Raw genomic sequence first — 13220 nt, forward strand, 5'->3', positions numbered from 1 at the left:
GTTCACTGGCTTCCGGTGTGACCGAAGCCGCCGCTGCCACGCTGGCTGTCGTCGAACTCCTCAACGATCTCGAATCTCGCTTGCAAAACTGGCACCAGTAGCAGCTGGGCGATGCGCTCACCCGGGTTGATGGTGAAAGCGTTGGCGCTGCGATTCCAGCAGGAGACCATCAACTGGCCCTGGTAATCGGAATCGATCAGGCCCACCAGATTGCCCAGCACGATACCGTGCTTATGGCCCATGCCGGAGCGCGGCAAAATCATCGCTGCCAAACCGGGGTCGGCAATATGGATTGCCAAGCCGGTTGGCAACAGGTGGGTTTCACCCGGTTGCAGCTGCAAAGGTTCCTGCAGCATGGCGCGCAAATCAAGGCCGGCCGAGCCGGTGGTGGCGTAGGCCGGTAGCGGCCATTCAGCGCCAAGACGGGGGTCGAGTACTTTGGCTTGCAGCGCGTGCATCAGGCTTCCTTATGGTTGTTGGCCGTCGCCATCAGCGCGGCGATGCGGGCAATGATCTCGCGTGCCAGCTTGGTTTTGCTGGCGCGGGGTAGCGCGCTGCTGTTCAGTGCGCGATCGATCAGGGTGACGGCATTGTCTTCACTATTAAAGCCGATCCCGCTCTGGCTGACATCATTGGCGATGATCAAGTCCAGATTCTTGCGCTGCAGCTTGTCAGCGGCGTAGGCCATCAGGTCATGGGTTTCGGCGGCGAAGCCGACTGTCCAGGGGCGCTGGGGGTGCGCCGCCAGGGTGGCGAGAATGTCGGGATTGCGTACCAGGGTGAGCGTCATGCCGTCGTCGCTGCCTGGAGCTTTTTTTAACTTCTGCTCGGCGCAGCTGGCTGGGCGGTAGTCCGCGACGGCGGCGGAGGCAATAAACAGATCGGCCGGCAGGGCGGCCTCGCAGGCAGCGAGCATGTCCTCGGCACTGACCACATCAATACGGGTTACTCGCGCTGGCGTCGCCAGGTTGACCGGACCGGCCACCAGAGTGACTCGGGCGCCGGCCTCGATGGCTGCCTCGGCGAGGGCAAAGCCCATCTTGCCGGAGCTGTAGTTGGAGATATAGCGCACCGGGTCGATGGCTTCGCGAGTCGGACCAGCGTTGATCAACACGTGCTTGCCGCTGAGACTGCCACGCTGGAAACACTCGGCGGCGCGGGCGGCGATATCGGTAGGTTCGAGCATACGCCCTGGCCCAACATCGCCACAGGCCTGACCACCGCTGCCGGGACCGAACACCTTGACGCCGCGCGCGAGTAGCAGTTCGAGATTGCCTTGGGTGGCGGCGTCGCGCCACATGGCCTGATTCATGGCCGGCGCCAGTGCGATGGGTGCGTCGGTAGCCAGCACCAAGGTGGTGAGCAGGTCATCGCCACGGCCCTGCGCGAGACGCGCCATGAGATCGGCGGTAGCCGGGGCTATCAGCACCAGATCGGCCCAGCGCGCCAGTTCGATATGCCCCATGGCGGCCTCGGCTTCGGGGTCGAGCAGGTCGCCGTGGACCGGGTGGCCCGATAGTGCCTGCAGTGTCAGCGGGGTAATGAACTCGCGCGCAGCCTGGGTCATGACTACGCGCACCTCGGCGCCCGCATCGCGCAAACGGCGAATCAGCTCGGCGCTTTTATAGGCGGCGATGCCGCCACTGACGCCCAGTACCACCTGCTTGTTGATCAACGTCTGCATTGTGAACTTCCCCTCATGCTGCGCCGTTGCCCCTGGGGCGCACAGTAAATGCTCGCTACGATAGCACAGGGCTGGTTCCGCGTGACCCTGCTGCCGCTGCTTTGCAGCGGTGGCCTGTAGCGCGCGAGCCGGATTTGATCATGCGCGGCAGGGAAGTACGCGAGGGACAGCCAGGGAGCTGTATAAATGGCGATAACGGATTGGCCGCTGGCAGAGCGGCCGCGGGAAAAGCTGCTGGCGCAGGGGGCAGCGGCGCTGTCGGACGCTGAGCTATTGGCAATCTTCTTGCGCACGGGGTTGCCTGGGCGCAGTGCGGTGGATCTGGCGCGTGATCTGCTCAGCGGATTTGGCAGCCTACGCGGTTTGCTACAGGCTGATTTGCGTGAGTTCAGCGGGCATGCCGGCCTGGGGCCGGCCAAGTACGCGCAGCTGCAGGCGGTGCTCGAGATGGGGCGGCGGCACCTTTTCGAAGACCTCAAGCGGGGCAGCGCTCTGACCTCGCCAGGGGCGGTAAGACAGTTTCTGAAAAGCCGGCTGATGGCGCTGCCGCATGAAGTGTTCGCGTGTTTGTTTCTGGATAACCAGCATCGGGTGATTGCCTTCGAGGAGCTGTTTCGGGGCACGCTCGACAGCGCCAGCGTGTATCCGCGCGAAGTGATCAAGCGCGCCCTGGCGCACAATGCCGCGGCGCTGATTCTGACCCATAATCATCCCTCTGGTGTGGCCGAGCCCAGCCAGTCGGATCTTCAGCTCACGCGGCGCTTGAAGGAGAGCCTGGGGCTGTTGGATATTCGGGTGCTTGATCACCTGATTGTCGGCGATGGAGATCCAGTGTCTTTTGCCGAGCGCGGGCTGCTGTGAGTCGGGTGGTTGCGGTCCGGCGCCAGGGAAAATCGAGCGCTGCTGGTTGACCGCTCGTCTGCCCGCGGCGTGAATAATCGTTGCTTGGTCTGCCTGTTTTTGGTATAAAGCTCCGCTCTTCTCGGGGCTGCGCCTGTTTTTGCAGTATTTGCAGGCTGGTTAATTCCACTTGCCCCGGCTGGACAACAGATTCTTTTATGGCTTCCAACCAGTTTGGGTTGGGCAATTGGTTGGAGAGGGTTAACCATGTCTCGAGTATGTCAGGTGACCGGTAAAGGTCCAGTGACTGGGAACAATGTTTCCCACGCTAACAACAAAACCAAGCGTCGTTTTCTGCCTAACCTGCAGCACCATCGCTTCTGGGTTGAGTCGGAAAAACGTTTCGTCCGTCTGCGCACATCTGCCAAGGGCATGCGTATCATCGACAAGCGTGGCATCGACGTAGTGTTGAACGAAATCCGCGCCCGCGGCGAAAAAGTTTAAGGAGCAGTTCCATGCGTGAATTGATTCGTTTGGTTTCTACTGCCGGTACTGGTCACTTCTACACTACCGACAAGAACAAGCGTACTACTCCCGATAAGATCGAAATCAAGAAGTTCGATCCGGTTGTACGCAAGCACGTGCCTTACAAGGAAGCCAAGATCAAATAAGATCGACGCTGACTGACAAAAAACCCGCCTTGTGCGGGTTTTTTGTTGCCTATCGATTGCGGTTTGAGAGCGCTACACCGTGCTCAGGGTTCGCCGCCCACGGCAAAGTTGGGCAGGCCATCGACCGGCTGGGCAAACTCGAAGGGGATCGACACGGTTTGCAGGCCCACGTTCTTCTGCACCACAAAGTGCAGGTGCGGGCCGGTGCTGTTGCCGGTGTTGCCGGACAGAGCCAACAGTTGACCAGTGCTGATGCGCTGACCTTCGGTCACCCGCACCGAGCCGCGTTTGAGGTGCAGGTACACGCTCATGGTGCCGTCGTCATGCAGCAGCCTGACGAAGTTGCCGGAGGGATTGGTGCCGCGGCCGCTCTGGCTGTTCTCGGTCTTGATAACCATACCGCTGCGGGCAGCGACGATGGGTGTGCCTTCGGGCATGGCGATATCCATCGCATAGCGCCCCTTGATACCGGTATGGCTATAGCGCCCGCCGGGGCCCTGGGTCAGCCGGAAGGGGCCGCCACGCCAGGGCAGCGGGTAATAGGTCAGTGATTGCTCGGCGCGCGGATCGCCCAGAGCATGTTCCAGCTTGTAATCGTACTGCACGGCGCCGGTGCCAGTAGGCTGCAGGGTCACCATGCGCAGCTCCTGGCGCGGCTGCATGATCCAGGTAATCGGCTCGCGCGGCACGCCGGTCACGTTTTGCGCGTTGCTGATGCTGAGTTTGATCTCGACCGGGGCATACAGATCGTTATGCACAATCAGGGTTTCGCCGCCGGCGTGACTGCGCTTGGTCACGTAAACCTGACGATCGACGTTCTCGACCATGGCATCACGAAACACGATGACTTCAGCGCCCGCCGTTTTTTTGTCGGTATAGGTCGTCACACCGTTGGCATCGGTGTACTTGTAGATGCTGCCAGCCATCACGCAGGGGCTGACAAGCAGGGGGAGAAGGAGCAGTAAGGCACGCATCCGTTGCTACCTTTGAATTATTGGCAGGTGTTATTGGGCGCTTATGCTTTCAGTCTAGCGCTGAACACGGCCCATGACGAGCCGTATTCAGCGCCTGTCTCAGGCTGCGCTGGGTTGCAGGGAGTAGGTGCGCAGTGAGCCGGCAAAGTCCTGCAGCGCCTTGATGCCGCTTTCCTCGGCCTGTTGGCACCAGTCTTTCAGTGCCTGCAGCATATCGTGACCATTGGCACTGGTGCGGCCCCAGATCTGTTGCAGCGCCAGACGTTTCTCGTAGATCACCTTGAGTGCCTGGCTGTGTGTCAGCATGGTATCGATCCGCGCTTGGTGCTTGTCATCCAGCAGGCTGGTCTCGCGGCTGAGCAAGCGTTTGGCGCGCCTGAACAGGTGGCGGACGGACTCGTCTACCTTCTGGATTTCCTGGCGCACCAGCGGCTTGATCACCAGTTTGCGGTACTGCGCCATGATCTGGAAGCGGTTGTTGAGGATGGCCATGGCGGTATCCATGTCCAGCGTCTGCTTGCCGGCAACCTGATGCGCAATGGGGGCGGTGCGGCGCACTGAGGCCAGGCCCAGGAGGCTGAACAGGCGAATCCACATCCAGCCCATGTCGAACTCCCACTTCTTTACTGAAAGCTTGGCGGAGTTGGGATAGGTGTGGTGATTGTTGTGCAGCTCTTCGCCGCCGATCAGGATGCCCCAAGGAGAAATATTGGTGGCGGCGTCGCGGCACTCGAAGTTGCGATAGCCCAGAGCATGGCCCAGGCCATTGATAACGCCGGCAGCAAAGACCGGAATCCAGATCATCTGGATCGCCCATACGGTCATGCCGAGCACGCCGAACAGCGCTAGATCAATCAGCGCCATCAGCGTCACGCCGGCAATCGGGAAGCGGCTATAGAGGTTGCGTTCAATCCAGTCATCCGGGCAATTCTTGCCGTAGATGCGCAGGGTTTCTTCGTTCTTCGCCTCTTCCATGTAGAGCTCTGCGCCTTTGCGCAATACCGTGCTCAGGCCCTTGTGCACGGGGCTGTGTGGATCGTCCGGGGTTTCGCACTTGGCGTGATGCTTGCGGTGGATAGCGGTCCACTCGCGGGTGTTCATGCTGGTGGTGAGCCACAACCAGAACCGGAAAAAGTGTTTAAGCGCCGGGTGCAGTTCGAGCGCCCGGTGAGCGGAATAACGGTGCAGGTAGACGGTGACGCTGACAATGGTAATGTGCGTCAGAACCAGAATCACGGCCAATACCTGCCAGCCGGATGGGTTTAGTAAGCCGTTGTACCACATAGAGCTGCATTACCTCGCTAGAATGGGCAGGCGAAAAGGCCTGTCCGGCCGATTATGGACCAAGAAATCGTCAATTAACATGACCGCGGGTCGCCTGATCCGCCCTGCTATAGTTGCCAAATGTTTATGCCAGACACGCAAACGTGACTATGAACTCGACCGCCAGCGCCGCGTTCATCACCTTCAAATACCTCATCCTCGCCACTGTGTGGATACTCTTCAGCGACTATCTGCTGGTGGGGCTGGGATTGGATGCCAGCACCCAGCAGGCACTACAGACCAGCAAGGGCGTGGCCTTTGTGCTGGTGACCTCAACGCTATTGTTCTTCTCTGCGCGCTACCAGCTGAGCAAGCGCAGACAGCAGGAGGACGCGCTACGCCAGAGCGGTGAGCGCCTGTCACTGGCGTTGGATGGCGCCAACGACGGCCTGTGGGACTGGGACCTGCAGTCAGACTCGCTTTATCTGTCGGCCCGTTCGCGGGAAATTCTTTGTCTGCCCGACGGCGTGACAGTGGATATGCAGACGCTTTGGCGCAACCAGCTCGCGGATGCCGATCAGCAGGTTACCCGTGCGGCGTTGGTGAGCCACCTGCGCGGGGAAACCGAGCGGGTTGATCGGACCTACCGTTTGCGCCTGGCCACCGGCGGCCATTGTTGGGTTCAGGCCAGCGGCCGTGCGGTCCGCAATGCGCAGGGGCGGGCGGTGCGTCTGACAGGGGTCCTGCGTGACGTGACTGAGCGGGTCGAGCGTGAGCAGCGATTGCGTCAGGCCAGTGCCATGTTCGACTGTACCAGCGAGGGCATGCTGATCTGCGATGCCGAGCAGAAGATCAGCGACGTCAACAAGGCTTTCTGCGCGATCACCGGTTACCGCGCCGAGGAGGTCATTGGGCGGCAGCCGGCGCTGCTTGCCTCGGGCCGTCATGACAAGGCCTTTTACAAGCATATGTGGCAGCAGATCAAGGCGACCGGCCGCTGGTCAGGTGAAATCTGGAATCGACGCAAGGATGGCGAGGTCTATCCACAGTGGCAGAACATTATTGCGGTGACCGATCACCTCGGCCAGTTGACGCACTACGTCGCAGTGTTTGCCGATATGAGCCTGATCAAGCGCAGTCAGGAAGAAATCGATTACCTGGCCCACCATGATCCGCTGACCAAGCTGCCCAACCGCTTGCTGATAACCGAGCGCCTGACCACCGCGGTAAGCCGTGCACGTCGCCAGCAGCAACGCCTGGGACTGGTGTTTGTCGATCTGGACCGCTTCAAGGGCGTCAACGACAGTCTGGGGCACAGTCTGGGCGACCAGTTGCTGTTGACCGCCGCGCAGCGCATGGAGCACCTCTGCGAGGAAGGCGACACCTTGGCTAGGCTCGGCGGTGACGAATTTGTCATTCTGGTCGAGCGGCGTGCCGCAATGGAGGAGCTGAGCCGGCTGGCGGAGCGCATTCAGCATGCCCTGTCTGAGCCCTTCCAGTTGGAAGGGCAGTTGGTGCATATGACTGCCAGCCTGGGTCTGAGCCTGTTTCCGGATGACGGCCAAGATGGCGCCGATCTGCTGAAGAATGCCGATTCTGCCGTGACTCTGGCCAAGCAGCGTGGCCGTAACAACTACGCTTTCTACACCCAGGCGCTGACCGAGCAGGCGCGGCGGCGAATGAGCCTTGAAAGCGACCTGCACTTGGCGCTTCAGCGCGGCCAGCTGCGCGTCTTTTATCAGTTGCAGAAGGATCTGCGCAGCGGCCAATGGGCCGGTCTGGAGGCGCTGGTGCGCTGGCAGCATCCGGAACAGGGCGTGATCCCTCCCAACGAGTTTCTGCCGGTCGCACGGCATGCAGGCCTGATGGGCGACATTGATGAGTTCGTGCTGCATCAGGCTTGCCGACAGATGCGGCTCTGGCTGGATGCGGGCTATCCGCTGCGCTCGATGGCAGTCAACATGTCGGGCTACTGGATGGAGCGCGGTGATGTAGTTAGTAGCGTGCGTGCGGCTCTGACCCAATGCGGTCTGAATGCCTCGCACCTGGAACTGGAAGTCACCGAGGACGAGGTCATGCAGCACGGCGATCAGAGCGAGCTGTTGCTGGATCGCCTGGCCGAGCTGGGGGTGCGCTTGGCGATTGACGATTTCGGGACGGGTTACTCGTCGCTGCTGCGACTCAAGCGCATGCCGGTCAACAAGCTGAAAATCGACCGCGGCTTTATCAGTGATCTGCCGGGCAGTGGCAGCGACAGTGCCATGGCGCGCGCTATTATTGCGCTGGGCAAGAGTCTGCAGCTAACCATTACCGCCGAAGGCATCGAGACCGCAGCGCAGGAGGCGTTGTTGCGCGAGTTTGGCTGCGACACCGGGCAAGGCTACCTGTACAACGCGCCGCTGCCCGCCGCCGAGGTTGAGCGGCTATTGGCGGCGGGGCCGGCCTGATGGTGGCCTTTACAGCGCTCAATATGGCGCGTGAGCAAGCGGTCTGTGTGCGCCCCGACGATCAGCAATGGCAGACTGCCCCCCAAGCGCCAGTGCGGCGCTGGCCGCTGGAGCGCGAGGCGCCGGAAAGCGGCCAGGTAACCAGCTTGGTGGAGTACCTGCCCGGTGCGCGCTTCCCGGCGCATCTGCACCCCAAGGGGGAAGAAATCCTGGTGTTGTCCGGCGTGTTCAGTGACGACAGCGGAGACTACCCCGTAGGCAGTTATCTGCGCAGTCCGGCGGGGAGTCGCCATGCACCCTATTCGGCGGCCGGTTGCCTGTTGTTTGTGAAGCTCAACCAGTTTGCCGCGACAGATCTGCAGACACTGCGGCTGCTACCCGAGCAGTTGTGCTGGCAGGCAACATCGCCTGTGCAGCGGCAAAGCCTACTGCACGCCCATGCGCAGGAACAGACGCCGCTGCTTGAGTGCGATAGCGGGGTGCGGCTGGGTGTGCCGTCGCAAGCCAGCGGCGAGCTGCTGGTGCTGCATGGCAGCTTGAGTGAGCAGGATGGTAGCGGTGCAGCACAGCCGTTAGTACAGTACAGCTGGCTGCGTGATCGGGCGTTGGGTCAGCGGATATTCTGTGCGAGCGAGCCCAGCCTGGTGTTGCTCAAGCTGGGTGCGCTGCGTTTCTGACGCCTCGTCGGCCTAGAGGAAAATCCACAGCAGGGCGATACCCAGCACGATGCGATAAATCACAAAGGGCTGCATGCCGATGCGTTTGATGAAAGCCAGGAAGTAGTGAATGCAAAGGTAGGCGCTGATACCGGAGAGCACCACACCACCGACCATGGCGGCGACATCGATCGGGACCTGTGCCTTGATCAGCTCGAGGGTCTCCAGGCCGCAGGCCAGCACGATAACCGGAATCGACAGCAGGAACGAGAAGCGTGCCGAGGCTTCGCGGCTCAGGCCCAGCATCAATGCTGCGGTCATGGTAATGCCCGAGCGCGAGGTGCCGGGAAACAGCGCCAGCGCCTGGGCACAGCCGATCAGCAACACATCCTTCCAGTTCATCTGATACTCGCTGCGCTCACCCCTGTGGCGCCAATCGGCCCAGCTCAGCACTAGACCAAAGACGATCAGGCCGATCGCCAGGTAAATTGGCGAGCGCAACACGGTTTCCACCGTGTCCTTGAGCAGCAGGCCAGCCAACCCGACGGGAATGGTGCCCAGAATGACCGCCCAGGCCAGCTTGGCATCGGCATCCAGCTGGCGGGTTTTCAGCGAGCGGCCCCAACTGACCGTCATGCCGAAGATGTCGCGCCGGAAGTAGATCAGCACCGCCGAAAGACTGCCCAGGTGCAGGGCCACATCAAAAGCCAGGCCCTGGTCCGGCCAGTCGGTCAGGACCGGCACCAGGATCAGGTGGGCAGAGCTGGAAACGGGAAGAAACTCGGTAATGCCCTGAACGATCGCCAGAACAACAACTTGTAGCCAATCCATAATCGGGCCAAAGCTCCTGAAAAAAATCAGGCGCAAGTAAAGCATGCCGCGCGCTGCAGCGCGAGCCCCGCGGGCACGCTGTGGCTTATGGCAGAACAACACGCGAACTGATTCACGAGACGCCGGGCTGCCGAGCCTCGCTACCGCATGGCAAGGTAGCCTTTACAGAACAACAACAGGAGGCACCCGATGCGCTGGAAAAATCGACCGCAAGGCTCCAATTGGGGCGACTTTGGCGCGGATGATGAGCTCGGCAGGCTCAACCTGCTGACCCCGGAGAAGGTAATGCAGGGTGTGGCCGAAGTACGTGAAGGCCGCAGCTTCTGCCTCAGCCTGCCGCTGGACATGCCGGGCGGCAATGCACTCAATCGCTTTCGCCATCCGCCGCGCTTCTTTACCTCCGGACGCGAAGGCAAGCTCAACTACAACTTTGAGCTGAACCGCCTGAATCCTGCATTTACCGATGTGGTCAGCGATGATGCTGTGCTGCTGTATACCCAGTACTCCACGCAATGGGATGCCTTGTCGCATGTCGGCGGTCGCTTTGACGCTGATGGGGACGGCGTGGCCGAGCCGCTTTATTACAACGGTTGGCGTGCCGGTGAGCATGTGCAGGGCCCGGCCGGCCACGACGATGCGCTCGAGGGGGTGAAGGCGACGCGCCTGGGTATCGAGAAGATGGCGGCCACAGCGGTCAGCGGGCGGGCGGTGCTGATAGATCTTGAGCGTCATTGTGGCCGCGAACGGGTGCTGGTCGATCACGCCCGGCTGATGGCCATCTGCGCTGCCGACGGTATCGAAATCGAGCCAGGCGACATGGTGTGCCTCTACACCGGTTTTGCCGACCTGATTCTGGAGATGCGGGGTAACCCCGATGCGCAGCGGCTGGAGACCAGCTGCGCCGTGCTGGATGGCCGCGACCCGGCGTTGCTGCAATGGATCACCGATAGTGGGCTGAGTGTGCTGATTGCCGACAATTACGCGGTGGAAGCTTATCCCGCACGCGCAGGAGAGGGCTGCTGTGCTGCGCTGCCATTACATGAGCACTGCCTGTTCAAGCTAGGTATCCATCTGGGCGAGTTGTGGTACCTGAGCGAATTGGCACGCTATCTGCGCGCAACCGGGCGCTCGCGATTTCTGCTCACGGCACCGCCACTGCGCCTGCCCGGGGCAGTGGGTTCGCCAGTCTCACCGGTTGCACTGGTCTAACGCTAATGCGGTGCACCTTAGTGGTGCGTCGCGATGCAAAATCCTGCATGGGCCACGCATCGTCGGCGTCGGCCATCTGCCGGTTGCGGTTCTGCAGGTCTCTGAAATTCGACTAATGGCACTTTAATGTTGTTTTGTGTGTCGTGGTGGTGCATATCTTGCTAATGCCTCTTTATCCAAGTGATTTTAGAGGTTACGGCCATGGCGTCTTTACGTAGCGATGAAATGAACCTGTCAGCCGCCGAGCGCGGCTGGCTGCCCTGGACGGCCGCCACCGGCAAGCTCACCATGGGCTGGGCCTGCTGGGTCAACAACAACCGCTACGGGCAGTTGGAGTCGATCTTCAACAGCCTGGCGGCCACGCGAGTGCGCTTGCTCCAGCAGTGGTGTGAGAACCAGTGGAATGCGCTACAGAGCATCGGCCACAGCCTGGGCGCCGATCTCACCGGGGTCACCCAGGACCAGCTGCAGGGACTGCGCAGCAAACTGCCGGATGCCTCCGAACTCCTGCTGCTGGATGAAAATGGTCTGGTGCGTGCCAGTAGTGCCGGCCAGATCAGTGGTCTGGTGATGGATGCCCAGGCCATTCGGGCTGGCCTGCAGCACCGTTTTCTGCACGGCCCTTACGTCGACCCGCGCACCCAGACTCTGGGCCCATCCACGTCCAGCTTTCACGACGCCGTAACCTTGATGTTCTACCTGCCATTGCACGATGCCGACGGCGCGTTGCTGGGGTGTCTCTGCGCGCGGATTCCCAACGATGTGCTGGGTGACCTGATTCAACGCGAAGCAGGGCATATTTATCAGGAATCCGGCGACAACTACATCTTCATGGTCGAGTCGCGGTTCAACCCGTCCATCGAGCCAGGTCGCGCCCTCTCACGCTCGCGCTTCGAGGACAGCACCTTCAGTCATGGTGATAATCTCAAGAGCGGCATCGCCACTCGCTGGGGAGCGGTCAGCGTGCGCGAGCACACCGAGTTCGAAGTGCGCTTTACCGATCCGGCGACCGGCGAGCTGCATCCGGGGGTGCGCGAAACCATTCGCAAGGGTGAAAACCTGTATGTGAAGTATCCGGGCTACTCCGACTACCGCCATATTCCGGTGATCGGCAAGGGCGTGACCTTCAACCTGCCGGGCTCCCCGGATCGCTGGGGCATGATGTGCGAGGCGGATCTTGAAGAGGTCTATCGCTATCGTTCGCTCAGCTATGACCTGATGAAACAGTTCATGCTGTTGATGGTGCTGGTGTTTGCTGCACAGATCGGTTTCAGTTACGCGGGGCTAACGGGCTGGGTAGAACATCTGGCGCACGTGGGCGTGCTCGCGGCGGCCGCACTCTGGTTCTGGCGCCGCGCAACCCGCACACTGGCGCGGCGGTTGGGGCGCATGACCGAGATCATCCGCAATATCGCCGAGGGTGAGGGCAACCTCAGCCAGCGCATGGATACCTCACGCCTGGTACCGGATGAAACCGGCGAGCTGGGTCGCTGGATCAACAGCTTCATCGACAATCTCGATACCATCGTTGGTCGCGTCAAGCAGGCCAGCCGCCACGCCCTGCAGAACAGCGAGCAAATGCTGGGCCGCAATCAGCAGGCCAGCGATACGGCCGAAGAGGTGACCACCAATATCCAGCAGATGCTGAGTATGATCGAGGCGCAGCTGCAAACCGTAACGGCTGCCGCGGAAACCGCCGCGCAGATGAAGGCCAACATGGCCAGCGTGGTCGAGGCGGCGCGGGATAGGCTGGATACGGTCACCAGCGGCACGCGCAAGATCCGCGACATCGTCGAAAGCTCGGCGGCCAGTGTACAGGTGCTCGACAAGCGTACCGGCGACATTGTCGGCATGGTCTCGCTGATTACCGACATTACCAGCCAGACCAACCTGCTGGCGCTCAATGCCGCAATTGAGGCGGCGCGGGCAGGCGAGCACGGTCGCGGCTTCGCTGTAGTGGCCGATGAGGTGCGTGCGCTGGCCTCTCGCACCGCCAAGGCGGCCGAGGAGATCAGCCAGGGTATTACCACGATCCGTGACGCTACCCGCGAAACCGTCATCGTGATGGAGAAAGGCGTCGCCGATGTGGATCACCAGCTGCAGCAGGCCGCGAGTGCATCAGACGACAACGACATGCTGCACAAGACGGTGGAAGAACTGTTTGAAGTGATCTCGGTGATGGATACCAATAGCAAGGAACATGGCCGCCAGGCAGGACACGTGGCCGTGGCCACACAATCGATGAGTCAGGTGATCCAGGCGCTGCGTACCAGCTCGGGTCAGGTCAAGGAAACCGCCTCGCGTCTGCATCAGCTGTCGGACAGCTTTCAGGTCAGCGCGGACCGCTAGCCGGCCGGCAGCGGCAAGCAAAGTAGGGACTGCCCTAAACGAAAAAACCCCGGCTCTCGCGAGACCGGGGTTTTTCTTGCCGCGTGGCGCGTGCGGCGATGTTAAGCCAGCGGCTTAAAGCTTGCCTTCCAGCTCAGGCACCGCTTCAAACAGGTCTGCAACCAGACCGTAATCCGCTACCTGGAAGATCGGCGCTTCTTCATCCTTGTTGATCGCAACGATCACCTTGGAATCCTTCATACCCGCCAGATGCTGGATGGCGCCGGAGATGCCGACCGCAACGTACAGCTGCGGCG

General features: G+C 61.1%; 13 protein-coding genes. 7 read left to right on the forward strand and 6 right to left on the reverse strand.

What is annotated here, in order from left to right; genetic code table 11:
• Window positions 1–2: 2 nt before the first annotated feature.
• A complete protein-coding gene (dut, locus tag V7747_RS08020) occupies window positions 3–458 on the reverse strand; it encodes a dUTP diphosphatase (protein ID WP_335615522.1) in 456 nt (151 codons plus the stop codon).
• A complete protein-coding gene (gene coaBC / locus V7747_RS08025) occupies window positions 458–1684 on the reverse strand; it encodes a bifunctional phosphopantothenoylcysteine decarboxylase/phosphopantothenate--cysteine ligase CoaBC (protein ID WP_335615523.1) in 1227 nt (408 codons plus the stop codon). Before coaBC ends, dut begins: the two co-directional genes overlap by 1 nt.
• Window positions 1685–1870: 186 nt before the next feature.
• On the opposite strand from coaBC, the gene radC reads away from it, so the two are divergent.
• From radC to rpmG, 3 genes are all read left to right on the forward strand, one after another.
• A complete protein-coding gene (gene radC / locus V7747_RS08030; RefSeq protein WP_335615524.1) occupies window positions 1871–2545 on the forward strand; it encodes a RadC family protein in 675 nt (224 codons plus the stop codon).
• A gap of 246 nt (window positions 2546–2791) precedes the next feature.
• On the forward strand, window positions 2792–3028 hold the full coding sequence (gene rpmB / locus V7747_RS08035; protein WP_092287246.1) for a 50S ribosomal protein L28: 237 nt from the start codon (window positions 2792–2794) through the stop codon (window positions 3026–3028).
• 11 nt (window positions 3029–3039) lie between these two features.
• Complete coding sequence (rpmG, locus tag V7747_RS08040; protein WP_092287248.1) at window positions 3040–3195, forward strand: 50S ribosomal protein L33; 156 nt, start codon at window positions 3040–3042, stop codon at window positions 3193–3195.
• 83 nt (window positions 3196–3278) lie between these two features.
• On the opposite strand, the gene V7747_RS08045 is transcribed toward rpmG, so the two are convergent.
• Together V7747_RS08045 and desA are read right to left on the reverse strand one after the other, a co-directional pair.
• Entirely contained in the window at window positions 3279–4169 is an 891-nt protein-coding gene (locus V7747_RS08045; protein ID WP_335615525.1) for a M23 family metallopeptidase, read from the reverse strand.
• Window positions 4170–4268: 99 nt separating this feature from the next.
• Window positions 4269–5453 (reverse strand): delta-9 fatty acid desaturase DesA, encoded by a 1185-nt coding sequence (gene desA / locus V7747_RS08050; protein WP_335615526.1) that lies wholly within the window; start codon window positions 5451–5453, stop codon window positions 4269–4271.
• 149 nt (window positions 5454–5602) lie between these two features.
• On the opposite strand from desA, the gene V7747_RS08055 reads away from it, so the two are divergent.
• Both V7747_RS08055 and V7747_RS08060 read left to right on the forward strand, forming a co-directional pair.
• On the forward strand, window positions 5603–7879 hold the full coding sequence (locus V7747_RS08055; protein WP_335615541.1) for a putative bifunctional diguanylate cyclase/phosphodiesterase: 2277 nt from the start codon (window positions 5603–5605) through the stop codon (window positions 7877–7879).
• Window positions 7879–8556 carry a cupin domain-containing protein gene (locus V7747_RS08060; protein ID WP_335615527.1) on the forward strand — a complete coding sequence of 226 codons (678 nt, stop codon included), beginning with the start codon at window positions 7879–7881 and terminating at the stop codon, window positions 8554–8556. The genes V7747_RS08055 and V7747_RS08060 overlap by 1 nt, the downstream gene beginning before the upstream one ends.
• A 12-nt stretch (window positions 8557–8568) precedes the next feature.
• Here the strand turns inward: V7747_RS08060 and V7747_RS08065 are convergent, their stop codons facing one another.
• Window positions 8569–9366 carry an undecaprenyl-diphosphate phosphatase gene (locus V7747_RS08065; RefSeq protein WP_335615528.1) on the reverse strand — a complete coding sequence of 266 codons (798 nt, stop codon included), beginning with the start codon at window positions 9364–9366 and terminating at the stop codon, window positions 8569–8571.
• A 189-nt stretch (window positions 9367–9555) separates the two neighbouring features.
• Here V7747_RS08065 and V7747_RS08070 point away from each other — a divergent pair, with 189 nt between their 5' ends.
• Both V7747_RS08070 and V7747_RS08075 read left to right on the forward strand, forming a co-directional pair.
• Entirely contained in the window at window positions 9556–10575 is a 1020-nt protein-coding gene (locus V7747_RS08070; protein ID WP_335615529.1) for a cyclase family protein, read from the forward strand.
• Between the two features lie 201 nt (window positions 10576–10776).
• On the forward strand, window positions 10777–12924 hold the full coding sequence (locus V7747_RS08075; protein ID WP_335615530.1) for a methyl-accepting chemotaxis protein: 2148 nt from the start codon (window positions 10777–10779) through the stop codon (window positions 12922–12924).
• A gap of 114 nt (window positions 12925–13038) precedes the next feature.
• Here the strand turns inward: V7747_RS08075 and V7747_RS08080 are convergent.
• A partial coding sequence (locus tag V7747_RS08080; RefSeq protein ID WP_335615531.1) for an electron transfer flavoprotein subunit alpha/FixB family protein occupies window positions 13039–13220 on the reverse strand: 182 nt, incomplete at its 5' end.

This window comes from Halopseudomonas sp. (assembly GCF_036960865.1).
Classification (GTDB): domain Bacteria; phylum Pseudomonadota; class Gammaproteobacteria; order Pseudomonadales; family Pseudomonadaceae; genus Halopseudomonas.